Genomic DNA, 26,242 nt, shown 5'->3' on the forward strand with positions numbered 1-26,242 from the left:
CTGTTACATATCGCAAACCAATCATTTTTCCTTGACAGGTGGAAAGATCGGCACCTAGACTGTCACATTGTGGGGATTTGTGGGTAATAGTGGATCAAATAATATGTTTCGTGGCGCAGCAGCACTCAGTCTAGATGACAAAGGTCGGCTCGCGATACCAGCAAAGTATCGCAAGAGTCTGCTTTTGGATTGTGACGGGCAAATGGTCTGCACCATCGATATCAAGCAACCCTGTTTATTGTTGTATCCGTTGCCGCAGTGGCAATTGATTGAACAGAAGCTCACCACCTTATCAAGCATGAACCCCGCGGAGCGTCGTCTCCAGCGTTTGTTACTGGGTCACGCCGAAGATTGCCAAATGGATAAAAACGGTCGCATTTTGATAGCACCAACCCTGCGTCAACATGCGGATTTGAGTAAGAAGATCATGATTATTGGTCAGCTCAATAAGTTTGAACTTTGGTCTGAAGCGGCATGGCAAGAACAAATCGCAGCCGATATGGCAGCGGAGCAAGAAGACGACTTGGCACACAGTGATCGACTACAAGACTTCTCATTATAATGACAACAGAAGCGCAACAACACGTCTCGGTGTTGTTACAAGAGTCCATCGAGGCTCTTGCGATCAAACCAGACGGAATTTATTTAGATGCAACCTTCGGTAGAGGGGGGCACTCGCGCGCTATTCTGGCCGAATTAAACTCGCAAGGTAAACTTTATGCACTGGATCGTGACCCCACCGCGATTGCTGCAGCAGAAGCCTTGCGTGATGATCCAAGATTTACCATCATCCACACCCCATTCTCACGATTAGACGACGTGCTTGAAACGCAGCAATTGCGCGGCAAGCTTGACGGAATACTTTTTGATCTTGGCGTATCCTCCCCACAATTGGATGACGCCGAACGTGGCTTTAGTTTCATGCGTGAAGGCCCACTTGATATGCGCATGGACACCAGTACTGGCATGACGGCGGCAGATTTCCTGAATTCTGCCAGCGCCGATGAAATTGCATTTGTGTTGCGAGAGTATGGCGAGGAGCGCTTTGCTTGGCGAATTGCCCAAGCTGTTGTGAAGCAGTGTGAGGAACAACCTCTTTCGACAACGCGGGAACTGGCGGAGCTTATTGCCAAAGCGGTGCCGTTTAAAGACAAACATAAGCATCCAGCAACGCGCAGCTTCCAAGGTATTCGTATTCATATCAACGGCGAACTTGATGAAATTGAAACGGCATTAACCGCCGCTGTTAGTGGTTTGAAACCGGAAGGACGCCTTGCTGTGATCAGCTTTCACAGCCTAGAAGACCGCATGGTTAAACGGTTCATGCGAGCCCAAGCACAAGGTCGGCCAATTCCCGCAGGGCTTCCCATACGAGATGCGGACTTTGATCGCGGCCAAACGTTGCGCTTAATTGGCAAAGCGATTAAGCCATCAGCGGTTGAAATTAAAGCAAATCCACGAGCGCGGAGTTCCGTGCTACGCATCGCAGCGAGGTTAGATTATGAAAGCTAGCCGCGTCCCTGCATTAGTAGCTGTTTTATTTGACGATTTTCGCCAACACCTTGTGTTGGTTTTGCTGTTTTTAATGGTTATCGCCAGTGCAATGGCGGTGATTTACGTATCGCATAGCCATCGCTTGCTAACTATTGAGCGTGATGAGCTGTTATCGCAGCGTGATGAAATTGATATTGAGTGGCGTCATTTACAGATTGAACAGAATACCTTAACGGAACACAACCGAGTTGAACGTATTGCCGAACAGCGCCTTGATATGGTGCGCGCTGAAGCTGACCAGGAGGTGCTAGTGCCATGGCAGTAACACCAAAACCGAACCGCCGCGCTGTCAAAAAAGCGCAACCACACTTGAGCAAGGGACGTTTTTACTTCGCTTTGCTGGTGGTGTTTGGCGTGTTTGGAACTTTGGTGGCACGAGCGGCTTACATTCAGCTGATCGAGCCAGAGCGCCTAATCTACGAGGGGGATCTTCGTTCACTTCGCACAAACGCGACAACGGTGCAACGTGGCAGTATTTTAGACCGCAATGGTCGCGAGTTGGCGGTTAGCGTGCCAGTACAAACTGTTTGGGCAGATCCGAAACGAGTTCACGAAGGCGATGGCCTAGCCAATCGCGAGCGCTGGTTGGCGTTAGCGGAGGTGTTTCGTACCGATGTAAACGATTTAATGAGCAAAGTGGCTGACCCAACGCGCCGCTTTGTTTACCTAGAGCGAAAAGTCACCCCAGGTGTCGCGGAATTCGTGCGTCAATTAGATATACCAGGTGTGTATTTAAAAACTGAATCACGGCGTTTTTATCCCGCCGGTGAAATCGCCGCCCACGTTGTTGGTTTTACCGACATCGATGGCCTTGGAATTGAAGGTCTAGAAGCTATTTACAATCAGGTTCTTACCGGCGTGCCCGGTGAGCGAGTTTATCGCAAGGATGCGGCAGGACGGGTTGTTGAAGAAATTCGGGTAACCGAAGCGCAACAACCACAACAATTAACGCTGAGTATTGATCAACGCTTGCAATCACTGGCTTATGCCGAAGTCAAAAAGGCCGTGCGCTATCACCAGGCGACTTCTGGCTCGGCAGTGATTCTTGACGTGAAAACCGGCGAGGTACTCGCAATGGTCAACAGCCCGTCCTACAACCCAAATAATCGTCATGATTTACAACCGCATAAGTTGCGTAATCGTGCGATTACCGATGCCTACGAGCCTGGCTCGACCGTGAAACCACTGGCTGTGATTGCAGGTTTAGAAGCCGGTGTTATCAAGCCGAACGACGTGATTAATACCAGTCCGGGTTGGTTACGGTTGGGCGGTCGCCGTGTGAGCGATCCGATTAATCGTGGCGAACAAACAATTACACAAATTTTAGAGAACTCTAGCAACGTTGGCACTGCCAAAATCGCATTGGCTACGGGTATCAACAATATGTTGGATACTTACGCTGCGGTTGGTTTTGGGAATGACACAGGGGTAGCTATGTTGGGTGAGAGTTTCGGTATTTTACAAAACCGACAGCGTTGGTCTGATTTTGAAATTGCAACATTGTCGTACGGTTATGGCATGTCGGCGACGACACTGCAGTTGGCGCAAATGTACGCCATTATTGCCAATGGCGGGAAGCGAGTGCCGTTAACGATTCAACGTCGTGAAGGCACACCTGAAGGTGAGCAAGTCATTTCTGCCAGTACGGCTGAGACCGTTCTTGGCATGCTGGAAAGCGTCGTGGCAAATGGTTCAGGTAAACGTGCTCAAGTACGAGGCTATCGTGTTGCGGGTAAAACCGGCACGTCACGTAAAGCAATTGCGGGCGGCTATGGCGAAGAATACGTGACCTTGTTTGCCGGTATTGCACCAGTCAGTAATCCGCGTTTAGCCGTGGTGGTGACTGTGAACGAACCAAGCGGTGATGAATATTATGGTAGTGAGGTTTCTGCGCCCGTGTTTTCGGAAATTGTAGGTGATGCACTTCGCGTCATGAATATTCCACCGGATAATTTGGCCGATGCGCAACTAAAAGCAGCTGGTTTCGGAGGTGCAGATGATTGATCTCATGGCCTTGTTACCAGATTACCCTTTACAACTGCCCGCTGTGAAAGTGGGCGGGTTGAAGCTCGATAGTCGTCAAGTAGCGGCTAACGATGCATTCGTAGCAGTACCGGGCTATCAGGTAGATGGGCGACAGTTTATCGACGCGGCGATTGCTGCTGGCGCTGCCGTGGTGTTAGCCGATTCAGAAACGGTTGGCATGGAATTACGCGGTCGCACGTGGGTTATCGAAGTGCCGCAACTGAAGAATAAATTATCAGACATCGCAGGTCGATTTTTCCATGAGCCGTCACAGGCGCTCGCAGTGATTGGGGTGACCGGTACCAACGGCAAAACCTCAGTGACTTATATTGCTGCGCAATTACTTGAAACCTTAGGTATTCCGTGTGGCGTTATTGGTACGACTGGTTCGGGATTCCCAGGACGCTTGTTACCCGAGACGCATACCACGCCAGATGCCATTGCTGTTCAGCATCGATTACACGTGATGCGTAGTGAAGGTGCTCAAGCGGTCGCCATGGAAGTATCATCGCATGCATTAGTGCAGCGTCGTGTCGAAGCGCTGCACTTCAAAGTTGGCGTGGCAACTAACATCAGCCGCGACCATCTGGATTATCACGGCACCATGGCGAACTATGCAGGTGCAAAACGTCGTCTATTCACTGAGTTAGATACTCAGTTCAGCGTGCTGAATGCCGATGATTCGGCAGTAGCGGCTTGGTTACCGGACCGAACCGACAGTTGGCGCTTTAGTTTAACGCCACAAAATGCTGCTCGCAGTATTTGGGCGGAACAGGTCAAGTATGACCACGACGGTACACAATTTAATTTGCATGTGCGCTATGACGCTGAACACGTAGAAGCAATGCCAGTGCAGTCGCCGTTATTAGGCGGCTTTAACGTCTACAACTTATTAGCTGCCATTGCGGCCGTTGTTAGCTTAGGGCATGAGCCACAAAAAGTAGCTGCCGCCTGTGCACAATTGCATGCTGTGCCCGGTCGCATGGAAGCCTTCGGCGGTGCCAACGGCAAGCCATTAGTCATTGTCGATTACGCGCATACGCCAGATGCCTTACAGCAAGTACTCGGCGCTCTACGTCGTCACTGCGACGGCCAATTATGGTGCGTGTTTGGTTGTGGTGGTGACCGCGACCGCGGAAAACGTCCGCAAATGGGAGCGGTGGCAGCCGATATGGCTGATCGCGTGATAGTCACTGACGATAACCCACGAACTGAACCGCCCGAGCAAATTGTGCAGGATATTGTCGCCGGTATGCCAACGCGCCAACGTGTGCAGATTATTATGGGGCGTGAAAATGCGGTGCGCCAAGTCATCGCACAAGCGAAAGCCAGCGACGTTGTGCTACTTGCCGGCAAAGGACACGAAGACTATCAGGTGATTGGTCAACAGCGCATCGATTATAACGAACGGGCATTGGTTGCCGAGATCATGGCCACACGAACTGCGGAGGAGCTCTCATGATTCGTATTGACTTAGCATGGATAGCCGCCGCTGTTGAAGGGCGTTTAGTTGGCGCTAATCGGACCATAAATCAAGTGAGTACCGACACCCGGACGCTGCCAAAAGATTGCTTATTTATTGCGTTGAAAGGGCCGAACTTCGATGCCCATGACTTCGCCGCTCAAGCATTACAAACAGGTGCCGCGGCACTCATTGTCGAACGCGAATTAACCGACGATGTATGCGCAGCGGCGCCACAAATTATCGTCAATGACACCCGTTATGCATTGGGTTTGCTTGGTGCCGCAGTCAAAGCGAAAGTGGCGCCTAAAACAATTGCAATAACCGGTAGTAGCGGTAAAACCACCGTCAAAGAAATGTTAGCGGCGATATTACGTCAACGTGGCGAGGTGCTTGCCACAGCAGGCAACTTCAATAATGACATTGGCGTGCCATTAACCCTGCTACGCCTTGAACCACAGCATGAATATGCCGTCATTGAGCTAGGTGCGAACCACTTAGGTGAAATTGCGTACACCACCCGTTTAACTCAACCTGATGTAGCCATTATTAATAATGTCGCGCCGGCACACGTGGAAGGGTTTGGTGATATTCACGGCGTCTATCGAGCAAAATCTGAGATTTTCCGAGGCTTAGGGCCGCACGGCTTAGCGTTAACGCCATTTCATTCGCAGTTTGCACAAGGCTGGAAACAGATGTTAGCCGAGATCAAACACGAAACCTTTGGTCGAGTGATTGATGCTGGTGATGAACAGCCGACAGTGCGCGCATCGAACGTGCAGGTTAATGAACAGGGCTGCGCCGAGTTCGATATCGAACTGACAGGCGAACAGGCGCAAACCGGTCATATTCAGCTCAGCTTGCCTGGTTTACACAATGTTGACAACGCGCTGGTAGCCATCCGCGCCGCAGTTGCGGTAGGTTGTGCGCTCGCTGATGCCCAAACGGCATTAGCGCAATTAACGCCGGTTGCTGGACGCTTGAATGTCATTCGATTGAACGACCATATTCAGCTGATTGATGACACCTACAATGCCAATGTTGGGTCAGTTAAAGCGGCGCTTGACATGCTTGCGGTTTATCCAGGCTATCGCATGATGGTGCTCGGTGATATGGGCGAACTTGGCAGCCAAGCGCGCGAATATCACGAGGAGGTTGGTGTCTACGCTATTGCCGCAGGTATAGATAACCTCTACACCTTGGGTGTACTGAGTCAAAGTGCGAGCGAAGTCTTTAATGGCCGAGGTGGTCGTCACTTTTCAAGTTTTGAGAGTGCCGTTGAAGCGATTATCGAAACCGTGAATCAAGCGGCAGCACCAATTACCATTTTAGTGAAGGGCTCGCGCAGCGCGCGTATGGAGCGCGTGGTGCAAGCTTTGCAAGAACGTCAGGATGAATTGAAACCAATGACTTCAGAGGAAGGAAAACACGCATGTTAGTGTGGTTAGCGGAATACCTAACTCAATTTGCGAGTGCGTTTAACGTTATCTCGTACTTAACCATGCGTGCCATTTTAAGTGTGTTGACCGCATTGTTGATTTCCCTGTGGATGGGACCAACGCTCATTAAGTACTTGCAGCGGCTGCAAGTTGGCCAAGCGGTGCGTGATGATGGACCACAAAGCCATTTGAGTAAGGCGGGTACGCCAACCATGGGCGGTGTTCTGATTATTGCCTCTATCGTGCTCTCAACCTTATTGTGGGCTGATCTTACCAACCACTATGTGCAAGTGGTGTTGGCGGTAGTGCTTGGCTTTGGTGCTGTCGGCTTTGTCGACGATTACCGTAAAGTCGTACAGAAAAATCCGCGAGGCCTTCCGGCGCGATGGAAATATTTTTGGCAATCACTCATTGCCACACTCGCCGCTGTCTACCTATACGCGCATGCAACCGTGGGTGCTGAAACACAATTACTGGTGCCATTTTTCAAAGATGTCATGCCGCAACTTGGCCTGATGTACATCTTGCTTGCTTATTTCGTCATTGTCGGCACGAGTAACGCGGTGAACCTGACCGATGGCCTGGATGGGTTGGCAATCGTGCCAACTATTATGGTAGCGGGGGCGCTTGGCGTATTTGCGTATGCCTCGGGTAACGCGAATTTCGCCAGTTACTTGAACATTCCGTTCTTGCCACTCTCAGGTGAGCTGTTGATTGTGTGTACCGCTATTTTTGGTGCCGGCTTAGGCTTTCTTTGGTTCAACACCTATCCAGCGATGGTGTTTATGGGCGATGTCGGCTCACTGACCCTCGGCGCAGCACTTGGCGTGATAGCCGTGATGGTGCGCCAAGAGTTGGTGTTATTCATTATGGGCGGCGTCTTTGTGATGGAAACCTTGAGTGTGATGTTGCAAGTGGGCTCTTACAAATTGCGCGGTAAACGCGTATTTCGGATGGCGCCTATCCATCATCATTACGAATTGAAAGGCTGGCCAGAGCCACGCGTTATCGTGCGCTTTTGGATATTAAGTTTGGTGTTTGTATTGATTGGTTTAGCAACCTTGAAGCTGAGATAAACAATGAAACTAGCAGCATTAGATACATATGAAGCAATTGGTGTGGTCGGTCTTGGCCAAACTGGGTTGTCGTGTGTGCGCTATTTGCTGCAACGTGATATTGCCCCAATCATCTTTGATACCCGCGCTGAGCCACCGGGTTTAAAAGAGTTAGCCGAACTTCATGCAGAGCTAGAAATTCATACTGGACCGCTGCAACTAGAACACATTCTCGCAATGGATTTACTCATTGTGAGCCCCGGCGTCGATTTGCGAACGCCGGCTTTGCAGTTAGCGAGCGATGCGGCTATTCCAGTGATTGGCGATATGGATTTATTTGCACGGCATGCCAATAAACCAGTTCTTGGTATTACCGGGTCAAACGGCAAATCGACGGTGACGCGCTTGGTCACAGATTTATTGACCGCAGCCGGTAAAAAGGTCGCCATGGGCGGCAATATCGGTGTGCCGGTGCTTGATCTAGTTGGGCAACCGGCCGATGTGTTTGTGCTGGAACTATCAAGTTTCCAACTTGAGCTGATGCACGATTTACATTTACGCGGCGGCACCATCTTGAACATTAGTGACGACCATATGGATCGTTACAGCGACTTACGTGATTACAGCAACGCGAAACATCGTATCTACAACCGCGTCGATGTTGCTATTTGGAACCGCGAACAGGAAATGACCGCGCCATCGTTAGTTCCACTCAATGCTCAGTTAACGTTTGGCTTGTCGCCAAGCAGTGAACACGGCCCCGATCAATTCGGACTGACCGAAGAGGACGGCGAATTTGCCATTAGCTTTGCCGGAGAGCCGTTGTTAAAAGCAAGCGAGTTACAATTGACGGGCGTGCATAACTTATTAAATGTGCAGGCTGCGCTAGCTCTGGTTTATGCCTATGGTGTCGACCCACATGAGATACTTGATGCCGCACGTAACTTCAAAGGCTTGCCGCACCGCTGCGAACTGGTTGGTGAATATCAGCAAGTGCAATGGGTCAATGATTCAAAAGCGACCAACATTGGTGCCGCTGAAGCGGCTATCTTTGGCACCCGCCAGTTGGTAAAGGGTAAGCTGATTTTGATTGCTGGCGGTGACGGCAAGGGCGCAGATTTCGCACACTTCCGTGCCGCACTCAAGCAAGTTGACGTGGTGATTGTGCTCGGCAAAGACGGCGAGCGTATTGCCAATCAAGTTGAACATGCAGTGCGAGTTAAAACACTTGAAGAAGCCGTAGCAACAGCTGCAGAGTTAGCAACGCCGAACAGCATGGTGTTGTTGTCTCCAGCCTGTGCCAGTTTAGATATGTTTAAGAACTATGAGCAGCGGGGCGAAAAATTCCGCGCTGCAGTGGAGGCCCATTATGGTCGCAAGAGCGCATAAAGTGCGTACCTCAAATAGTACTGAGCAACAGCTGGAACTTGGTATCCAGCCGTCGCTTGATGCTTTGAGTGTATCGCCATGGCTGCGTTGGCGCGATTGGTGGGTAGGTAAAGACAGCACCTTATTGTATGACCGCATGTTGTTGTGGTTAACACTCGCATTAATTGCAATTGGCTTGGTGATGGTGACGTCAGCTTCGTTTCCTGTTGCTGAACGTCTCACCGGCAATCCGTTCCACTTCATGATCCGGCATGGATTCTATGTGGCACTGGGAATTGCGTTGTTGATCACGGTTATTCAGATACCAATTCAATGGTGGTCGGCAGGCAGTGGCGTCCTTCTTCTCATCTCGATGGGAATGTTGTTCATGGTTTTGTTCATTGGCCACGAAGTCAACGGTGCCAAACGTTGGATCAAATTAGGCCCACTAACACTGCAAGTAGCCGAAGTCGCTAAGTTGTTTTTTGTTATCTACATGTCGAGCTATCTGACTCGTCGTGTGGGTGAAGTTCAGGAAAACCTAAAAGGTTTCTTAAAGCCCTTGGTGGTTTTGTTCTGCTTCGCTGGTCTTCTGCTACTTCAGCCGGATTTTGGCTCGCTCGTAGTCATGTCATGTATTGCGGTTGGCATGTTATTTCTTGCAGGCGCGCGTCTATGGCAGTTTTTTGGCGTGATGATCGCATTTGCCTTAGCCATTGTGTTGCTGATTGTGAAAGAACCGTATCGGATGCGTCGAGTTATCTCTTTCTTAGACCCGTGGGAAGATCCATTCGGCAGTGGTTATCAGCTCACGCAGTCGTTAATGGCATTTGGTCGCGGCGATTGGTTTGGTCAAGGCCTCGGTAACAGTATTCAAAAGTTGCAATATCTGCCAGAAGCTCATACTGACTTTATTATGGCTGTGGTTGGCGAAGAGCTCGGATTCTTCGGTATTGTGCTCATTCTGGTACTGTCGTTTGCATTGGTGATTCGTACCATGCACTTAGGACAAAAAGCGCTTCACGCAGGGCATCAATACGGTGGCTTTGTGGCCTATGGTATTGGTATCTGGTTTGCCTTCCAAGCGATGGTCAATATTGGTGCTGCAGCGGGCATACTGCCAACCAAAGGCTTGACCTTACCGTTGATTAGTTACGGCGGTACCAGCTTGCTTATCAGTTGTGTCGCTATTGGCATTCTATTGCGCGTGGATTACGAAGTGCGTGTTAGCCAAATCAAAGTAGCACCGCGTCGGCGTAGCGTAACCAAAGCCGGAGGTGCCGCATGAATCGTGTGATGATTGCTGCGGCCGGCACCGGTGGCCATGTTTTTCCAGCACTCGCAGTGGCAGAGCAGCTGCGTGGTTATGGCTGGGAGGTTGTGTGGTTAGGTACGACCGAACAGCGCTTAGAAAGTAAAGTTGTGCCAGCAGCAGGCTTCAAGCTTGAGCAAATCACCATGCAGGGTGTTCGCGGTCATGGTTTGATTCGGAAATTGGGTACGCCGTGGCGATTATTTAAGGCATTTCGTCAATGTCGACACTTGCTTAAAGCGCACCAATCGCAGTTGCTTTTGTCGTTCGGAGGCTACGTGTGTGGCCCTGCCGGACTCGCGGCGCGATCACTTGGTATTCCGCTATTAGTGCATGAGCAGAATGCCGTTGCGGGGCTGACGAACAAAATACTCGCGCGTATAGCCCAGCATGTGATGGTCGGCTTTGCTGCAGCAAAGGCCCAGTTGCCAGACGCTGAAGTAGTTGGTAACCCATTACGTGCAGACTGGTTGAAGCCTCTAGAAGCAAGAGAATCTAGCGAGAGTGTGCGCTTACTTATTGTTGGCGGTAGTCTTGGGGCCCAAGCATTGAATGAGGCGGTTCCAGCAGCCGTTTCACAGTTAGATGCTGAACTTCAGCAGAAACTTAGCGTCCACCACCAATGCGGTGTCGGTCGTAGCGCTGACGTAAAGCAGGCCTATGCTTCAGCGAACGTTGTTTCACTAGAAGTTGAAGATTTTATTCATGACATGCACAGCGCATACAGCAACGCCGATATCGTCATTTGTCGTGCTGGTGCGTTAACCGTTGCCGAGCTGGCTGTTGTCGGAACACCAGCGATTTTTGTGCCGTTACCGCATGCCGTGGATGATCACCAAACGGCGAACGCCAATGAGCTCGTGCGAGCAGGTGCTGCGCGGTTATTACCGCAAAGTCAGTTAAAAGAAATAACGCCTTTGGTGCAACTGTTAACTGAATTAGTACGCGACCGTGAAGGGCGCGAAGTCATGCGAAAAAATGCAGCACAAGCTGCTTATCCAAATGCAACAGAGGCGGTAGTTAGCCAATGTGAGCGTTGGGCAAATCCAGAACAAATAAACGTAGGCAAAGAGCAATGAAGCAAGAGAAGTTAGCCCCATTTACAGTGGTCAGTGTGCCGGAAATGCGTCGCGTACGTCGCATTCATTTTGTCGGCATCGGTGGCGCCGGTATGGGTGGTATTGCTGAAGTATTGCTGAATCAAGGCTACACCATTGCCGGCTCAGATATCGCTGAAAATGCGAATACACAACGATTACGTCATTTCGGTGCCGAAATTTTTATCGGTCATGCCGCCGAAAATATTCAAGGCGCCGACGTGATTGTCGTTTCGTCTGCGATTAAAGCTGATAATCCAGAACTCGTTGCTGCAAAAGAGCAGATGATTCCACAAGTACGACGTGCTGAAATGCTGGCAGAACTCATGCGGTTCCGCCATGGCGTGGCGATTGCCGGTACTCATGGTAAAACCACCACCACAAGCCTAATTGCTAGTGTATTTGCTGAAGCAGAATTAGATCCAACCTTTGTGATTGGTGGTTTGCTCAATAGTGCTGGTACCAATGCTCGCTTGGGTACTAGTAAATACTTGATTGCGGAAGCGGATGAATCCGACGCTTCGTTTTTGCACTTGCAGCCAATGGTTTCGGTAGTCACCAATATTGAAGCGGACCATATGGATACTTATGGTGGCGACTTTAATAAACTTCTAGATACCTATGTGGATTTTCTTCACAACCTTCCGTTTTACGGTTTAGCGGTGATGTGCGTTGATGACCCGGTCGTCCGCGATCTACTGCCACGTGTCGGTCGTCAAATTATCACATATGGTTTTAGCGATGATGCCGAAGTGCGGGGCGCTAACTACAAGCAAAACGGTGGACAAAGTTCGTTTACGGTTTATCGAAATGGCTATGAACCTTTGCATGTCACCGTGAATCTACCAGGTAAACATAATGCTTTGAATGCATTAGCCGCTATCGCTGTGGCGACCGACGAAGGCGTCAGCGATGACGCAATTATCGCAGCACTCGAGAAATTTGGTGGTATTGGGCGCCGCTTTGAGCACCTTGGTGCGTTTGCATGTGAACAGGACAGCTCGGTAGGCGATGTGTTGTTAGTTGATGACTACGGGCATCATCCGTCTGAAGTGGCTGTGACAATTGCCGCAGCACGAGCTGGTTGGCCTGACCGCCGCATTGTTATGGCATTTCAACCACACCGCTATTCACGAACACGCGATTTATTTGATGATTTCGTGAATGTATTAAGCGAAGTTGATATGTTGTTACTGTTGGATGTGTATAGTGCCGGCGAAGCGCCAGTAACGGGTGCCGATAGTCGAGCGTTGGCTCGCGCTATTCGTATGCGTGGACAAATGGAACCGATTTATGTGGGTGACCGTGCGTCTCTGTACAAAGTGTTAGCGGATGTGTTGCAACCGAATGATATGTTGCTGGCGCAAGGTGCCGGAAACATTGGTGCGATTGCACGCGATTTAGTAGCCACGCAGTTAGCGCCAACCGAGTTGCGTCAAAAAGCCGATGAGCTGCAAGGAGAAACGAAGTAATGGTAGCGAAAACAGAGTTTGGCAAAGTCGCTGTGTTGTACGGCGGCCATTCAGCAGAGCGAGAAGTATCGATACGCTCGGGCCAGGCCGTTCTCGCCGCATTGCAAGCGCAGGGCGTTAATGCACATGGATTTGACCCGGCAGCGCAGCCGCTCACAACTTTAGTCGAGCAACAATTTAACCGTGCGTTTATTGTTTTGCACGGCCGCGGTGGTGAAGATGGCACTATTCAAGGTGCGCTTGAATATATGGGCATTCCTTACACTGGAAGCGGTGTGTTAGGGTGCGCGCTAGCAATGGATAAGGTTCGTACCAAACAAGTTTGGCAGTCGGCTGGTTTACCGGTTGCGCAAAGTGCGGTGATTGCGCGCGGTCGCCCAGTGGATTGGCAAGCGTTGATCACCGATTTAGGTGGCAAGGTGATGGTAAAGCCAGCACAAGAAGGCAGCAGTATTGGTATGAGCCCAGCTCGCAATGCCACCGAACTTGAACAGGCTGTGGCATTAGCACACAAGTATGATCGCGAGGCATTAGTTGAGAGCTGGCTCAGTGGCCCAGAGTACACGGTGTCGATTTTAGGCGACCAAGCATTGCCGGCAATACGCGTGCAATCGACGCACGAATTTTATGACTACGATGCGAAGTACCAAGCTGGCGACACGCAGTACCACTGCCCTGCAGGCTTATGCGAACTCGAGGAGCGCGCATTAGAGCAACTGGCGGTAACCGCATTTCATGCTGTGGGCGGCAAAGGTTGGGGACGTATTGACGTGATGTGCGACCACAACGGGAATTTTAAGTTACTTGAAGCGAATATGGTGCCGGGTATGACCACCAAGAGCTTAGTGCCCATGGCTGCAAAAGCCATTGGTATGAGTTTTGAGCAATTGGTGATGCGCATTCTCGAACTTAGCGAGGTGTAGTGTGGCGGCAATCCGCTGGCAGTTTTGGCTGGGATTCGGCTTTTTTCTCAGCGTCGTCATCGGAGCCATAGCGGGAGTCGCGTGGTTGTATTACCTCGCCATGGATGCCAACGAAGTACCGTTGAAGCGGTTAGTGGTACAGGGCGAGTTGAAGTATTTAGAGCGCACACAGGTACGCGATGCGCTAGCAGGAGAAGAACTGGGTAGTTTTTTCTCGGCGGATGTGAATGTGATTCGCGAGCGCCTTGAAGCCGAGCCATGGATTGAACAAGCGTCGGTGCGTAAAGAGTGGCCAGATATATTAAAGGTGTACTTGGTTGAGCAGAATCCGCTCGGCCATTGGAATGAAAATAGCCGTCCGAATGCTTTAGTCAGTGCAACGGGCGAAGTGTTTGAAGTCGACAAATCGGTAATTGACGAACTATTACCCAAATTGTTTGGCCCAGAACACGCAGTAAAAGAAACCGTGGAGCAGTATCAGCAAGTGAGTGAACTGCTTCAAATTAATGGCCATCAAGTGGTGGCGCTAACGCTCACAGAGCGTTTTGCAGTGGATGTTGAGTTGCTATCTGGCATTCGTCTGCGCTTAGGCCGCGAAGGCTTACTAGAACGGGTACAGCGATTTATAGAGGTGTTCCCGACCATAGTTCGCCATAAAACGCAGCCAATAGATTATGTCGATTTACGTTATGACACCGGCGTTGCGGTGGCGTGGAAAGAAGAAGAACAAGAGAGAAAGTAGCATGTCGAAAGCAGCAGAACGGAACATGGTAGTAGGGCTAGACATCGGCACCAGCAAAGTGGTGACGCTGATTGGTGAAGTCATGCCCGACGGTGACATCAGCGTGATAGGCGTTGGTGCTGCAGCTGCGCGTGGCATGGATAAAGGCGGTGTGAACGACTTGAACCTGGTGGTTCAGTCTATTCAACGCGCGGTTGAAGAAGCTGAACTGATGGCTGACTGTCGTATTGCCTCGGTTTACTTAAATATCTCAGGCCGTCACATTGCGTGTCAGAATGAATCAGGCATGGTGCCGATTAACGAAGCAGAAGTAACGCAAGACGACGTCGATAGCGTGATACACGCCGCGAAATCAGTGCCGATTGCGCAAGAGCGTCGCATTCTTCATGTTCTGCCACAAGAATTTATTATCGACTCGCAAGAGAGCATTAAGAGTCCAATTGGCATGTCTGGTGTACGTATGGAAGCGCAGGTTCACATTATTACCTGTGCGAACGACATGGCGAAGAACATCGAAAAAGCGGTCGAACGTTGCGGGTTAAGTGTTGACCGTCTGATCTTTTCAGCGCTTGCCTCAAGCTACGCAGTGCTGACTGACGACGAGAAAGACTTAGGCGTGGCGTTAGTTGATATGGGTGCTGGCACCATTGATATCAATATTTATACGGGTGGTGTGTTACGTCACACTGCAGTCATTCCTGCGGCAGGTAATCAGGTAACCAGCGACATCGCGAAAATATTCCGTACACCGCTGAATCACGCCGAAGAAATTAAAACCAAGTACGCCTGCGCATTGCGCGAGCTGGTTGGTAAAGATGACCATATTGAAGTGCCTTCAGTAGGCGGACGTCCGTCACGCAGTATGGAGCGCCATATTTTGGCTGAAGTGGTTGAGCCACGTTATCAAGAGCTGTTTGAGCTCATTCGTGACCAAATCACGCAAAGCGGTTTAGAAGATCAAATTGCGGCAGGTATTGTGATGACCGGTGGCTGCGGCCGCATGGAAGGCGCGATTGAATTTGCCGAAGAAATATTTCAAATGCCAGTGCGCTTAGGTGAGCCACTTGGTATGCACGGCTTGAGCGATTACGTACAAGATCCAACCTACGCGACAGCGGTTGGTTTGTTACGTTATGGCCAACAAGATGTCCAAAATCGTCAAACTGAAGCTAGTTCAACGAACGTTATAGGAATGGGGAAACGTTTGCTGAGCTGGTTTAAGGGCGAGTTTTAATAAAAACAACATTTTGGATATGAATTTAGGGGTAGTACAATAAGCAGGTTAAAGGAGAATTAACATGTCAGAAGAAGTGTTTGAAGTACTCAACAACTTTGATACTGATGCGGTGATTAAAGTCATCGGCGTCGGTGGTGGCGGTGGCAACGCCGTGAAACACATGATCAATGAGTCCATTGAGGGCGTGCAATTTATTGTCGCTAATACCGATGCGCAGGCGCTGCGTAATCACGGTGCTCATGTAACCATTCAACTCGGCAGCGACATCACCAAAGGACTCGGTGCTGGCGCCAACCCAGAAGTGGGGCGTCAAGCCGCTGAAGAAGCACGTGATGAAATTCGCAAGCAATTGCAAGGTGCCGATATGGTCTTTATCGCTGCCGGTATGGGCGGTGGTACGGGTACCGGTGCGGCACCAGTTGTCGCAGAAGTTGCGCGTGAACTCGGTATCTTGACGGTCGCGGTCGTTACCAAGCCATTCCCGTTCGAAGGTCAGCGCCGTATGGCTGCTGCGAAAGAGGGCATTGAGCAGCTTGGTCGTCACGTTGACTCGTTGATTACCATTCCGAACGAAAAACTTTTGAAAGTTTTAGGTAAAGGTACCAGCTTGCTTGATGCATTCGGCAAGGCAAACGACGTATTATTGGGCGCGGTACAAGGCATCTCCGACTTAATCACCCGTGACGGTTTAATCAACGTCGACTTTGCTGACGTTCGTGCAGTTATGCGCGAGATGGGCACAGCGATGATGGGTACCGGTGTGGCACGTGGTGAAGACCGTGCGCAGGAAGCTGCCGAGATGGCGATCAACAGCCCGCTCCTCGAAGATATCGATCTTTCTGGTGCACGTGGCGTGTTGTTGAACATCACCGCTGGTATGGACTTGAGCATGGAAGAGTTCGAGATTGTCGGTAACGTGGTCAAAGGCTTCGTGTCTGAGAACGCTACCGTTATCGTTGGTACCGTTATCGATATGGATATGTCGGAAGAATTGCGCGTTACTGTCGTTGCTACCGGTATTGGTGGCGAACGAAAGCCTGATATTTCGTTGGTTAATCGTCGCGAACCAGCGTCAAGTTATGGTAACCGTACTTCAAGCGGTAGCCCAGCTGCTGGTAATAATTACAGCAACACGGCAACGGCACGCCAGCTGGAGCCAGAAGTAGATGAAGAGCCAATGGAGGCAGAGCCGGTGGCATCGAAGCCAGCGTCAAAACCTCAGGCAAATCAAGGCAAAGATATGGATTATCTCGACATCCCGGCATTTTTACGCCGTCAAGTCGATTAGGAACGTAGTTTTCTTGCGGATTTTTAGATAATCCGGTAAACTACTGCGCCTTTTGCTAGTCAAAGGACTAGACGCTTCTTAACTTTTTAGAAGAACGAGAAGAACAGACATGATTAAACAACGTACAATCAAACAGCCAATTGCAACCACTGGTGTGGGCCTGCATAAAGGCAACAAGGTTCAGCTCACGCTGCGCCCAGCACCTGTGAATACAGGTCTGGTGTTTCGCCGTGTTGATTTGAACCCTGCGGTTGATATTCCTGCTAACGCTGAGTTAGTGCGGGATACGCGTATGTGTACCTGTCTGATTAACGATGACAATGTGCGTGTATCTACCGTTGAGCATTTGCTTGCGGCAGTAGCGGCTATGGGCATCGATAACCTCGTTATAGAAGTGGATAGCCACGAAATCCCGATCATGGATGGAAGCTCTCACCCCTTTGTATACCTGCTACAGAGCGCGGGAATTGAAGAGCAAGGCGCAGCGAAAAAGTTTATCAAAATTAAACAGCCGGTTCGGGTTGAAGAAGGTGACAAGTGGGCGGAACTGCTACCCCATAACGGTTTCCGCATCGACTTTGCTATCGATTTCGACCACCCGGCAATTGACGACACGGGCCAAGTGCTGAGCATTGATTTCAGTAGCAGCAATTTCATTAAAGAAATCAGCCGCGCACGTACTTTTGGCTTTATGAAAGACATCGAAATGTTGCGTGCCAACAACCTGGCACTCGGTGGCAGCTTCGATAACGCCGTGGTATTGGATGAATTCCGTATTCTCAATAGTGACGGCTTACGTTACGACGATGAGTTCGTTAAACATAAAATTCTCGACGCAATTGGTGACCTTTACATGGGTGGCTATGCGATTCTGGGCAACTTGCGCGCGTTCAAATCAGGTCACGCCCTGAATAATCAGTTGTTGCGCGCGGTTCTGCAGAATCAAGAGGCGTGGGAATTTGTGACGTTTGAAGACGAAGCTGAAGCAGCGCCAATCGCCTTCGCGAACCCATCCCTCGCGTAAAACCGTTAGTCGTTATTCGTTATTGGTTGTTCGAAAAAGAAAAAACGAAAAACCAAAACCTGCATAAGGAAAAGTGCGCGAATCGTGAGCAAGGCTCTCAAACGTACCAAACTCACGAATAACGAATAACGAATAACGCTTTTAGGTTCTTTCGTATTTCTCCGCCAAGGCGAGCAATTGTGACCGCAACGGCTCCTCACACAACTCCGCCTGTTGACGCAATTTCGCCACCGTCTCATCATCATTTTTACTTGCGTTTTGAACGGGTTGCGATACTTTTTCGGCCGTTTGAGGTGAAGGCGTACCGATTTTTGGACGCACCTGCACGTCAAGACGAGAGATATGCCCCGTAGATTCATCTTGAAAATGCGTTATAATGCGGCTTTGCTGAAGTTTTATGCGGCTTGCAAGTGCAGCTGATGAGACTTCGAGCACGAGGGTGTGCGCACGAACCGACACCACTTTACAGTGTGCCAACAGAGGCGACAGCTGCAGTGCAACAAAACATTGTTGCAATTGCTGTTGCCAGCGTTGGTATTGCTCTGTAAAGTCAGTAAAACGCTGTAAGCGCTGACCGCCAAACAGTTGTTGGATATCGCGAGGTCGTTTTCGAGCCATGTTTGCGTGCCATTTAATTATAATTAGCAGCGAGAGATTGCATGAGTTTATCAGTCTTCTACCGAGGCACCAAAGTAAAATTCAGCTTTGAGCTGAGCCGTCGACGTTTAATGTCGCTGGCCGGCCTTGCTGCGCTTGGCGTGCTTGCTGTAACGAAACCTTGGGAGTATCAGGGCTTAGACCCAGAAGCTGCCCGGGCGAAAATTACAGAAGAAAAAATCGCGTTAGCTGCACAAGAGCAAGCTGTACGCGAGCTTAAAGACGAAACCGAGAAAAAACTCACCGCTATGACCATTTATTTAGGTGAAATGCAGTCGCAACTGCGTCGCCTTGATGCACTTGGTAAGCGATTAGCCTCAGTGGCCGATCTTGATAACGGTGAATTTGCGTTTGAGCAACCGCTGATCGAGATCATGGGTGGCCCAGAGGCCTCAGTAACCGATGCACCTAAAGTTGATGGCCGTGATGTTATCGACCAAATCGAAGGCATGATGGGTGAGCTTGCCAGTAAACAAAAACAGCTGTCGCTACTTGAGTCTGTGATGATGAGTCACCATATCTCAGCAGAGAGCTATATTGCAGGTCGTCCTGTTGACTCAGGTTGGTTGTCATCACAGTACGGAATTCGTAAAGACCCATTTAACGGTCGTCCCGCAATGCATAAAGGTCTCGATTTCGCCAGTTTAGAAGAAGGCGCTGGTGTCTATGCTACTGGTGCTGGTGTTGTCACATGGGCTGGTGAGCGTTCAGGTTATGGTCAGTTGATTGAAATTGATCACGGTGGCGGGTTAAAGACTCGCTATGGCCACAGCAAAGAATTATTGGTGAAAGAAGGTGATGTTGTCACTCGGGGGCAGAGAATTGCTCTTTTAGGTAGCACCGGTCGCTCTACGGGGCCACATGTTCATTACGAAGTGCTACGCAACAATCGTCAAATTGACCCATACAAATATGTCTATCGTTCGGCCGATTAAGGCCGTTCGATTGTTACAACAGGAACATAGATTCACATGTTAGGTAGTTTATTCCGCAAGGTATTTGGTAGCCGCAACGATCGTATTCTCAAGGGTTTGCAAAAGAAAGTTCAGCAAATCAACGCAATTGAACCTGAATTTGAAGCGCTTAGCGACGAAGAACTTAAACAAAAAACCGTCGAATTTAAGCAGCGCATCGAACAAGGCGAAAAACTCGATGACTTATTAGTTGAAGCCTTTGCGACGGTGCGTGAAGCATCGAAGCGCGTCTTCAAAATGCGTCATTTCGATGTGCAGCTAGTTGGCGCGATGATCTTAAACGACAACCGTATTGCTGAAATGCGCACCGGTGAGGGTAAAACCTTAACGGCAACGTTGTCAGCGTATTTGAACGCATTAAGCGGCAAGGGCGTACACATTGTAACCGTAAACGATTACTTAGCCCGTCGTGATGCCGAAACCAACCGTCCGTTGTTCGAATTCTTAGGGTTAACCGTAGCGTTCAACATTCCTGGTATGAACCCAACCGATAAACGTGCTGCTTATGCGGCCGATATCACCTACGGTACCAACAACGAATTCGGTTTTGATTACCTTCGTGACAACATGGCGTTTAGCCCGCAAGAGCGTGTTCAGCGTGACTTGAACTATGCGATTGTGGATGAAGTTGACTCGATTTTGATTGATGAAGCGCGTACGCCGTTAATCATCTCTGGTGCAGCAGAAGATAGTTCTGATATGTACATCAAGATGAACGAGATTGTTCCGTTGCTTGAACGTCAAGAAAAAGAAGATACTGAAGAAGAGCGCGGCGAAGGCGATTTCACTATCGATGAAAAATCGAAGCAAGTGCACATGACCGAACACGGTCAAGAGCACGTTGAAGAGATTCTGAAAGAGCGCGGTATGTTGGCTGAAGACGATTCATTGTTCTCAGCAGCAAATATTACGTTGCTTCACCACGTTAACGCAGCACTGCGTGCACACCATTTATTCCAAAAAGACGTCGACTATATCGTCAAAGATGATCAGATTGTGATTGTTGACGAACATACGGGGCGTACAATGGAAGGCCGCCGTTGGTCTGAAGGCTTACACCAGGCCATTGAAGCCAAAGAAGGCGTGAAAATTCAGAACGAAAATCAGACGTTGGCGTCAATTACGTTCCAGAACTACTTCCGCTTATACACGAAGCTAGCCGGTATGACCGGTACAGCAGACACTGAAGCATTCGAATTCCAGTCTATTTACGGCCTAGAAACGGTAGTTATTCCAACCAACCGTCCGATGATTCGTGATGACCGTGCAGATTTGATTTTCATTAGCGCGGAAGAAAAATACGAAGCCATTGTGGCTGATATTGAAGAATGCCGCACTGCTAAGCGTCCAGTTTTAGTGGGTACTATCTCAATTGAAAGTTCTGAATTATTGTCAAAACTTTTGAAGAAGAAAAAGATTCCACACAACGTATTGAACGCGAAGTTCCACGCTCGTGAAGCGGAAATTGTGGCGCAAGCAGGTTTACCAGGTGCAGTGACAATTGCCACCAACATGGCTGGTCGTGGTACCGATATTGTGTTGGGCGGTAATTTACAAACTGAAATTGCTGAAATGAAAGATCCGACACCTGAGAAAATTGAGAAGGTGAAAGAGGAATGGCAGAAGCGCCATGATGCCGTTATTGAATCAGGTGGCTTACACATTATTGGTACTGAGCGTCACGAGTCGCGCCGTATCGATAACCAGCTGCGTGGTCGTTCAGGCCGTCAAGGTGACCCAGGTTCATCACGTTTTTATCTGTCGCTTGAAGATAGCTTGATGCGGATGTTTGCGTCTGAGCGTATGGCGACCATGATGAAGCGTCTCGGTATGAAACGCGGCGAAGCAATTGAGCACCCGTGGGTTAGCCGCGCAATTGAAAATGCGCAACGCAAAGTTGAAGGCCGTAACTTCGATATTCGTAAGCAATTGCTTGAATATGATGATGTTGCCAACGACCAACGTAAAGTGGTGTATGAACAACGCAACGAGCTGCTTGATGAAGGCGATATCTCAGAAACCATCGAAGCGATTCGTGCTGACGTCATTGACCGTGTGATTAGCGAGTACATTCCACCGCAATCACTTGTTGAATTGTGGGATCTTGAAGGTCTCGAAGAGCGCCTGCGTGCTGATTTCGCACTGCCATTGCCGATTCAGCAATGGTTGGAAGAAGACGACAAGCTTCACGAAGAAATCCTGCGTGAGCGTATTCTTGATGAGCTAGTAAAAGCTTATAAAGACAAAGAACAGATGGTTGGCGAGCAAGTGATTCGCCAGTTCGAGAAAACGATTATGCTGCAAAGCCTCGATATGCACTGGAAAGAGCATTTGGCGGCCATGGATCACTTGCGTCAAGGTATTCATTTACGCGGCTATGCGCAGAAGAACCCGAAACAAGAGTACAAGCGTGAGGCATTCGAACTGTTCGCTGAAATGTTAGAAGCATTGAAGCTTGAAGTGGTAACAATTCTGAGCAAAGTACGTGTTCGTGCGGAAGAAGATGTTGAAGCCGTTGAAGCGAAACGTCGCGCCGCCGAAGCTGCACAGCAAAAAGAATACCAACACGAAGGCGCTGCCACCAGCGGCACTGAGCCATCGCCAGAGCAAGCTGCGGCTGCTCAGGTTGGTCGCAACGACCCATGCCCATGCGGTTCTGGAAAGAAATTTAAACAGTGTCATGGCAAAATCTAAACGCGTACACGTTGCCGTTGGGGTGATTCAAAACCCCGACGGCGATGTGTTTATTAGTCGTCGTCACGCCCATCTTCATCAGGGCAACAAATGGGAATTTCCTGGCGGTAAAGTTGAAGCCGACGAGGATGTCTACCAAGCGTTGTGCCGTGAACTTTTCGAAGAATGCAACATTACGGTACAAGCCGCTGCACCATTCACCGCGATTAGCTTTGATTATCCTGACAAACAGGTGTTGTTAGACGTTTGGGTGGTCACTGAATTTGATGGAGCGGTACGTCAGCAAGAAGGGCAAGAATGGGCGTGGGTGCCTTTGCATCAACTTGATGCCTATCCGTTTCCTGAAGCCAACCAACCGATTATTGAACGGTTACAAGCGCAAACCGCGCGTTAAATTGATTACGGGCAGAGTGCTAATTCGAATTCGACTTCTTCGTCGACTGAAGCTTTGCCGTTAATTGGCTCGTAGCGTAAAAAGCGAATACTGAAACGCTGTTTGTGACCAGAAATTACCGGGTAAGCGGGCAAATCGGCCGGCACACGAATACGTAATAAGCTAAGAGGTTCGGTGCTTTCTTGCAACAGACCATTTGGCGCGCTCACTGGCTGATAACGTGCCTGACCGCGCATGAGTTCTAACTCCAACAAGAGCCCATTTACCAGAATCTCCAGCTCAGACCACCAACGTGCGGTATCCGCATCGCGGATTTGCTGCGGTTGATGCAACCAAAAGTGCAATTGCGGCACATCGAAGTTACAGGTGCCACCAGGCATCGCAAAGCGCTGACGAATTGCACTTAACAAGCGATCTTGCTTTAAGTTACTACCCACTCGGTTAATCGGTTGAATTGCCTGCAGCGCTTGATCGACGTGATTTAATGTTTGCTCTAAAGAATCTTGATTGACATCTGGGTGTTGAGCCCAAACTTTAAGCTGTGCCTTACGACGTTCGAGATCTTTTTGTACATCCGTACGCACATCACTACGTTCACAAAGATCAAGAATCGAAAACAACGCACTAAAATATCGGGTGTAGTTCTGCAGCGTAACCGGCGTGTCAGGTTGCAACGCTTGCAGGATATGTTCCAGACGCAAATACGTACGCACCCGCTCAAGAAGCGGGTACTCATAAGCTATGGTTGCATGATTATTATTATTCATCTGCTCTATCATAGCCGCTTATTCTGAAGTTTCAATGAGTTGACTGTTTTGCTAGTGCTAAACGTAAGTAAAGCTCGTGTAGCTTCTCAACTTGTGGTGTTAATTCTGATTCATCGCCTTCGTTGCGAATGATGTTATCTGCAGCCTGCAGGCGCTGTTCGCGTGAAGCTTGCGCGTTAATAATCGATTGCACTTGATCTTCACTTACATCATCACGCTGTTGTGTACGCTGTAGCTGCGTCGCCTCGCTCACATCGATGACTAAAACACGGTCACATAGCTTGGTCAGACGGTTCTCAATCAGCAATGGTGCGGAAAGAATCACATACGGCGACTGCGCTTGGTGTAGCTGACTGAGAATTTGCTCTCGGATAAGTGGGTGGGTGAGGTCGTTCAACCAGTGTTTGTCTTCAGGGTGCTTAAAAATCCGCTCACGCAGCCAAGCACGATTCAGACTGCCATCATCCAGCAGGGCCTCTTTGCCGTAACGCGCTTCAACCGCTGTCAGTGCTTCGCCGCCCTTATCCATGATATGACGCGCAATCACATCGGCATCGACAATCACAATACCGTGCTGCTGAAATAAATTGGTGACCGTGGTTTTACCACTACCAATACCACCAGTAACACCCACCACAAACATTATCTAGCTACCCAATTGAGGTAGCCAGTAAGTAAAGACTCACCCCAAAACATAGCAATCACTCCACCGCAAATCAAAAACGGGCCAAATGGAATCGGTTGACCTTGCTTATTGCGGTTAAGCGTTTGCCACGCAATACCAATAACAGCACCGCTCGCTGCCGCAGCAATAATGGTTACCGGTAAAAGTTGATAGCCGTGCCATGCGCCAAACGCTGCTAGTAGCTTAAAGTCGCCGTACCCCATGCCTTCCTTGCCGGTAAGCAATTTAAAGCCCCAGTAGACGCTCCAGAGGGCTAAATAGCCGGCCATAGCGCCAATGACAGCATCTTTTAGTGGCATATGACCGCTATACATCGCAAAACCCAGCCCTGTCCATAACATCAGGTAGGTCATTTGGTCAGGCAGTAGCATGTGATCAGCATCAATAAAAAACATGCTAATGAGCAAGCAAGCGAGGAATAAATAGATAAATGTCGTGATGGTGAAACCTAAGTTCCAAACCACTACAGCAAAAATAATACCGGTTAGCAGCTCAATGGCTGGGTACCGCGCTGAGATCTTGGTACCACAGCTACGACATTTCGCTTTTAGCACAAGCCAGCTAAGCACTGGAATATTGTCGTACCATTTAATTGGTGACTGACATTTCGGGCAATGCGAATTCGGCTTGGCGAGATTAAATGGCTCATGTTGTTCAGGTTCAACACCATTCACTTCAGCACATTCACGCTGCCACTGACGTTGCATCATGACCGGAAAGCGGCCAATGACCACATTCAGAAAGCTACCAACCACAAGGCCTAGCAGCAAACCAAAAACCGTCACCCACCAAGTTTGCGCAGGGTAATCGACAACGAATTCCATGTTAGCTAACCACCTTACCGAGTGAGAAGATAGGTAAGTACATGGCAACAATCAAGCCACCAACAAGCACACCAATGACAACCATGATCATGGGCTCGAGTAGGGCGGTTAGGTTATCGACGAGGTCATCCACTTCACGTTCATAGATACTCGCAACTTTTGCCAACATATCGTCCAGTGAACCGGACTCTTCACCAATGAACACCATTTGTTCAGCCAGGGTTGGGAATAAATCTTGCGATTGCATGGCCGTATTCATTTGCATACCCGAGGTTACTTCTTCACGAATGCGCAAAATGGCATCACGATAAACAGCGTTCCCTGAAGCACCAGCTGCCGATTCGAGGGCGTTAATGAGCGGCACACCCGCAGCAAAGGTCGTCGAAAGTGTACGCGCAAAACGCGCCACCGCAGCTTTATTCAAAATTTCTTTAATGACTGGAATTTTGAGTGAGTACGCATCGACTTTGTCGCGAAGTTTTTGACTTTTCGAATAGGCACGCTTAAACAACCAACCTGCGACAATAAACCCGGCGACCACGTATAAGAAATAAGCTTGGACAATCTCTGACAGTGTCACGACAAACTGTGTCATGGCAGGTAACTCAGCACCGAAATCTTTAAATACTGCTTCGAACTGAGGTACCACGAATACCAGCAAGATAATGGTCACAACAATCGCGACCACGATAACCGACGCCGGATAAACCAAGGCTTTTTTGATTTTCGCTTTAAGTGCTTCTGATTTTTCGCGGTAGGTCGCTATACGATCGAAAATGGTTTCCAAAGACCCTGATTGCTCACCTGAATCAACAAGGTCACAGTACAAACTGTCGAAAACGTCTGGGTGTTTACGCAATGATGATGCGAATGGTGAACCGGCGGCGACATCGTTGGCAATGGTGAGCATGAGATCACGAATTTTCGGATTCTCAACACCTTTAGCAACCATCTCTAAAGATTGTAATAACGGCACGCCAGCACTTAACATGGTAGCGATTTGACGAGTAAATAGCGCGATATCACCACCGTTTATTTTCTTACCACCAAATAATGATTTACCTTTTTTCTTCACGCTCTTCGGCATCACGCCTTGGTCGCGAAGCTTTGCGCGAACGTGCTTGTCATTATCAGCGCGCATCACGCCTTTGACGCGTTGCCCACGCTTATTAATACCCGTCCAGGTAAACTCGGAAATTTCTTTGATGGCTTGTGGCTTTTTGGCCATGACTGCACCTTTATTATTCTG

General features: G+C 49.4%; 24 protein-coding genes. 19 read left to right on the plus strand and 5 right to left on the minus strand.

Features of this window, described 5'->3' with window-relative positions:
* The first annotated feature begins 103 nt into the window (after positions 1-103).
* From mraZ to lpxC, 16 genes are all read left to right on the plus strand, one after another.
* The gene (gene mraZ / locus D3795_RS10630; RefSeq protein WP_092856553.1) at positions 104-562 is read left to right on the plus strand and encodes a division/cell wall cluster transcriptional repressor MraZ; all 459 of its coding nucleotides are present in this window, start codon (positions 104-106) and stop codon (positions 560-562) included.
* Positions 562-1,512: a 16S rRNA (cytosine(1402)-N(4))-methyltransferase RsmH gene (gene rsmH, locus D3795_RS10635; protein ID WP_156268596.1), complete on the plus strand. Its 951-nt coding sequence runs from the start codon at positions 562-564 to the stop codon at positions 1,510-1,512. The genes mraZ and rsmH overlap by 1 nt, the downstream gene beginning before the upstream one ends.
* A complete protein-coding gene (gene ftsL / locus D3795_RS10640) occupies positions 1,502-1,819 on the plus strand; it encodes a cell division protein FtsL (protein WP_156268598.1) in 318 nt (105 codons plus the stop codon). Before rsmH ends, ftsL begins: the two co-directional genes overlap by 11 nt.
* The gene (locus D3795_RS10645; RefSeq protein WP_156268600.1) at positions 1,810-3,558 is read left to right on the plus strand and encodes a peptidoglycan D,D-transpeptidase FtsI family protein; all 1,749 of its coding nucleotides are present in this window, start codon (positions 1,810-1,812) and stop codon (positions 3,556-3,558) included. The genes ftsL and D3795_RS10645 overlap by 10 nt, the downstream gene beginning before the upstream one ends.
* Positions 3,551-5,041: a UDP-N-acetylmuramoyl-L-alanyl-D-glutamate--2,6-diaminopimelate ligase gene (gene murE, locus D3795_RS10650; protein ID WP_173021025.1), complete on the plus strand. Its 1,491-nt coding sequence runs from the start codon at positions 3,551-3,553 to the stop codon at positions 5,039-5,041. The genes D3795_RS10645 and murE overlap by 8 nt, the downstream gene beginning before the upstream one ends.
* Positions 5,038-6,480, plus strand: coding sequence for a UDP-N-acetylmuramoyl-tripeptide--D-alanyl-D-alanine ligase (locus tag D3795_RS10655; RefSeq protein ID WP_156268604.1), 1,443 nt, complete (start codon positions 5,038-5,040; stop codon positions 6,478-6,480). Before murE ends, D3795_RS10655 begins: the two co-directional genes overlap by 4 nt.
* A complete protein-coding gene (mraY, locus tag D3795_RS10660; RefSeq protein ID WP_156268606.1) occupies positions 6,474-7,556 on the plus strand; it encodes a phospho-N-acetylmuramoyl-pentapeptide-transferase in 1,083 nt (360 codons plus the stop codon). The genes D3795_RS10655 and mraY overlap by 7 nt, the downstream gene beginning before the upstream one ends.
* Positions 7,557-7,559: 3 nt before the next feature.
* Positions 7,560-8,924: a UDP-N-acetylmuramoyl-L-alanine--D-glutamate ligase gene (gene murD, locus D3795_RS10665; RefSeq protein WP_156268608.1), complete on the plus strand. Its 1,365-nt coding sequence runs from the start codon at positions 7,560-7,562 to the stop codon at positions 8,922-8,924.
* A complete protein-coding gene (ftsW, locus tag D3795_RS10670) occupies positions 8,905-10,191 on the plus strand; it encodes a cell division protein FtsW (RefSeq protein ID WP_156268610.1) in 1,287 nt (428 codons plus the stop codon). Before murD ends, ftsW begins: the two co-directional genes overlap by 20 nt.
* On the plus strand, positions 10,188-11,294 hold the full coding sequence (murG, locus tag D3795_RS10675; protein WP_156268612.1) for an undecaprenyldiphospho-muramoylpentapeptide beta-N-acetylglucosaminyltransferase: 1,107 nt from the start codon (positions 10,188-10,190) through the stop codon (positions 11,292-11,294). The genes ftsW and murG overlap by 4 nt, the downstream gene beginning before the upstream one ends.
* Positions 11,291-12,784 carry a UDP-N-acetylmuramate--L-alanine ligase gene (murC, locus tag D3795_RS10680; RefSeq protein ID WP_156268614.1) on the plus strand — a complete coding sequence of 498 codons (1,494 nt, stop codon included), beginning with the start codon at positions 11,291-11,293 and terminating at the stop codon, positions 12,782-12,784. Before murG ends, murC begins: the two co-directional genes overlap by 4 nt.
* Entirely contained in the window at positions 12,784-13,707 is a 924-nt protein-coding gene (locus tag D3795_RS10685; protein WP_156268616.1) for a D-alanine--D-alanine ligase, read from the plus strand. The genes murC and D3795_RS10685 overlap by 1 nt, the downstream gene beginning before the upstream one ends.
* Before the next feature lies 1 nt (position 13,708).
* Positions 13,709-14,449 (plus strand): cell division protein FtsQ/DivIB, encoded by a 741-nt coding sequence (locus D3795_RS10690; protein WP_310942344.1) that lies wholly within the window; start codon positions 13,709-13,711, stop codon positions 14,447-14,449.
* Position 14,450: 1 nt separating this feature from the next.
* Complete coding sequence (ftsA, locus tag D3795_RS10695) at positions 14,451-15,683, plus strand: cell division protein FtsA (RefSeq protein WP_156268618.1); 1,233 nt, start codon at positions 14,451-14,453, stop codon at positions 15,681-15,683.
* A 64-nt stretch (positions 15,684-15,747) separates the two neighbouring features.
* Positions 15,748-16,974, plus strand: coding sequence for a cell division protein FtsZ (gene ftsZ / locus D3795_RS10700; protein ID WP_375294512.1), 1,227 nt, complete (start codon positions 15,748-15,750; stop codon positions 16,972-16,974).
* Between the two features lie 109 nt (positions 16,975-17,083).
* A complete protein-coding gene (gene lpxC, locus D3795_RS10705; protein WP_156268620.1) occupies positions 17,084-17,998 on the plus strand; it encodes a UDP-3-O-acyl-N-acetylglucosamine deacetylase in 915 nt (304 codons plus the stop codon).
* 141 nt (positions 17,999-18,139) lie between these two features.
* On the opposite strand, the gene D3795_RS10710 is transcribed toward lpxC, so the two are convergent.
* Positions 18,140-18,616, minus strand: a complete 477-nt coding sequence (locus D3795_RS10710; protein ID WP_156268622.1) for a DciA family protein — start codon at positions 18,614-18,616, stop codon at positions 18,140-18,142.
* Between the two features lie 41 nt (positions 18,617-18,657).
* Here D3795_RS10710 and D3795_RS10715 point away from each other — a divergent pair, with 41 nt between their 5' ends.
* The 3 genes from D3795_RS10715 to mutT are packed head-to-tail and all read left to right on the plus strand — an operon-like array spanning position 18,658 to position 22,717.
* On the plus strand, positions 18,658-19,590 hold the full coding sequence (locus tag D3795_RS10715) for a M23 family metallopeptidase (RefSeq protein ID WP_156268624.1): 933 nt from the start codon (positions 18,658-18,660) through the stop codon (positions 19,588-19,590).
* 36 nt (positions 19,591-19,626) lie between these two features.
* Positions 19,627-22,323, plus strand: coding sequence for a preprotein translocase subunit SecA (gene secA / locus D3795_RS10720; protein ID WP_156268626.1), 2,697 nt, complete (start codon positions 19,627-19,629; stop codon positions 22,321-22,323).
* Positions 22,310-22,717 (plus strand): 8-oxo-dGTP diphosphatase MutT, encoded by a 408-nt coding sequence (gene mutT / locus D3795_RS10725; protein ID WP_156268628.1) that lies wholly within the window; start codon positions 22,310-22,312, stop codon positions 22,715-22,717. The genes secA and mutT overlap by 14 nt, the downstream gene beginning before the upstream one ends.
* Before the next feature lie 5 nt (positions 22,718-22,722).
* On the opposite strand, the gene zapD is transcribed toward mutT, so the two are convergent.
* The 4 genes from zapD to D3795_RS10745 are packed head-to-tail and all read right to left on the minus strand — an operon-like array spanning position 22,723 to position 26,221.
* On the minus strand, positions 22,723-23,484 hold the full coding sequence (zapD, locus tag D3795_RS10730; protein WP_173021026.1) for a cell division protein ZapD: 762 nt from the start codon (positions 23,482-23,484) through the stop codon (positions 22,723-22,725).
* Between the two features lie 31 nt (positions 23,485-23,515).
* On the minus strand, positions 23,516-24,130 hold the full coding sequence (gene coaE / locus D3795_RS10735) for a dephospho-CoA kinase (protein ID WP_156268632.1): 615 nt from the start codon (positions 24,128-24,130) through the stop codon (positions 23,516-23,518).
* On the minus strand, positions 24,127-24,993 hold the full coding sequence (locus D3795_RS10740) for a prepilin peptidase (protein WP_156268634.1): 867 nt from the start codon (positions 24,991-24,993) through the stop codon (positions 24,127-24,129). Before D3795_RS10740 ends, coaE begins: the two co-directional genes overlap by 4 nt.
* 1 nt (position 24,994) lies before the next feature.
* Positions 24,995-26,221 carry a type II secretion system F family protein gene (locus D3795_RS10745; RefSeq protein ID WP_156268636.1) on the minus strand — a complete coding sequence of 409 codons (1,227 nt, stop codon included), beginning with the start codon at positions 26,219-26,221 and terminating at the stop codon, positions 24,995-24,997.
* Positions 26,222-26,242 lie beyond the last annotated feature (21 nt).

The sequence above is a fragment of the Pseudidiomarina andamanensis genome, from assembly GCF_009734345.1.
GTDB lineage: Bacteria > Pseudomonadota > Gammaproteobacteria > Enterobacterales > Alteromonadaceae > Pseudidiomarina > Pseudidiomarina andamanensis.

What these genes read in the sequence shown, in the direction of transcription:
- mutT (WP_156268628.1), top strand. Translation starts at nt 22,310, where the DNA reads ATGGCAAAATCTAAACGCGTACACGTTGCCGTTGGGGTGATTCAAAAC.
- rsmH (WP_156268596.1), top strand. Translation starts at nt 562, where the DNA reads ATGACAACAGAAGCGCAACAACACGTCTCGGTGTTGTTACAAGAGTCC.
- murD (WP_156268608.1), top strand. Translation starts at nt 7,560, where the DNA reads ATGAAACTAGCAGCATTAGATACATATGAAGCAATTGGTGTGGTCGGT.
- D3795_RS10655 (WP_156268604.1), top strand. Translation starts at nt 5,038, where the DNA reads ATGATTCGTATTGACTTAGCATGGATAGCCGCCGCTGTTGAAGGGCGT.
- ftsA (WP_156268618.1), top strand. Translation starts at nt 14,451, where the DNA reads ATGTCGAAAGCAGCAGAACGGAACATGGTAGTAGGGCTAGACATCGGC.
- murC (WP_156268614.1), top strand. Translation starts at nt 11,291, where the DNA reads ATGAAGCAAGAGAAGTTAGCCCCATTTACAGTGGTCAGTGTGCCGGAA.
- zapD (WP_173021026.1), bottom strand. Translation starts at nt 23,484, where the DNA reads ATGAATAATAATAATCATGCAACCATAGCTTATGAGTACCCGCTTCTT.
- D3795_RS10685 (WP_156268616.1), top strand. Translation starts at nt 12,784, where the DNA reads ATGGTAGCGAAAACAGAGTTTGGCAAAGTCGCTGTGTTGTACGGCGGC.
- D3795_RS10715 (WP_156268624.1), top strand. Translation starts at nt 18,658, where the DNA reads ATGAGTTTATCAGTCTTCTACCGAGGCACCAAAGTAAAATTCAGCTTT.
- secA (WP_156268626.1), top strand. Translation starts at nt 19,627, where the DNA reads ATGTTAGGTAGTTTATTCCGCAAGGTATTTGGTAGCCGCAACGATCGT.
- D3795_RS10710 (WP_156268622.1), bottom strand. Translation starts at nt 18,616, where the DNA reads ATGGCTCGAAAACGACCTCGCGATATCCAACAACTGTTTGGCGGTCAG.
- ftsW (WP_156268610.1), top strand. Translation starts at nt 8,905, where the DNA reads ATGGTCGCAAGAGCGCATAAAGTGCGTACCTCAAATAGTACTGAGCAA.
- lpxC (WP_156268620.1), top strand. Translation starts at nt 17,084, where the DNA reads ATGATTAAACAACGTACAATCAAACAGCCAATTGCAACCACTGGTGTG.
- D3795_RS10740 (WP_156268634.1), bottom strand. Translation starts at nt 24,993, where the DNA reads ATGGAATTCGTTGTCGATTACCCTGCGCAAACTTGGTGGGTGACGGTT.
- murE (WP_173021025.1), top strand. Translation starts at nt 3,551, where the DNA reads ATGATTGATCTCATGGCCTTGTTACCAGATTACCCTTTACAACTGCCC.
- ftsZ (WP_375294512.1), top strand. Translation starts at nt 15,748, where the DNA reads ATGTCAGAAGAAGTGTTTGAAGTACTCAACAACTTTGATACTGATGCG.
- ftsL (WP_156268598.1), top strand. Translation starts at nt 1,502, where the DNA reads ATGAAAGCTAGCCGCGTCCCTGCATTAGTAGCTGTTTTATTTGACGAT.
- mraY (WP_156268606.1), top strand. Translation starts at nt 6,474, where the DNA reads ATGTTAGTGTGGTTAGCGGAATACCTAACTCAATTTGCGAGTGCGTTT.
- mraZ (WP_092856553.1), top strand. Translation starts at nt 104, where the DNA reads ATGTTTCGTGGCGCAGCAGCACTCAGTCTAGATGACAAAGGTCGGCTC.
- D3795_RS10645 (WP_156268600.1), top strand. Translation starts at nt 1,810, where the DNA reads ATGGCAGTAACACCAAAACCGAACCGCCGCGCTGTCAAAAAAGCGCAA.
- D3795_RS10745 (WP_156268636.1), bottom strand. Translation starts at nt 26,221, where the DNA reads ATGGCCAAAAAGCCACAAGCCATCAAAGAAATTTCCGAGTTTACCTGG.
- murG (WP_156268612.1), top strand. Translation starts at nt 10,188, where the DNA reads ATGAATCGTGTGATGATTGCTGCGGCCGGCACCGGTGGCCATGTTTTT.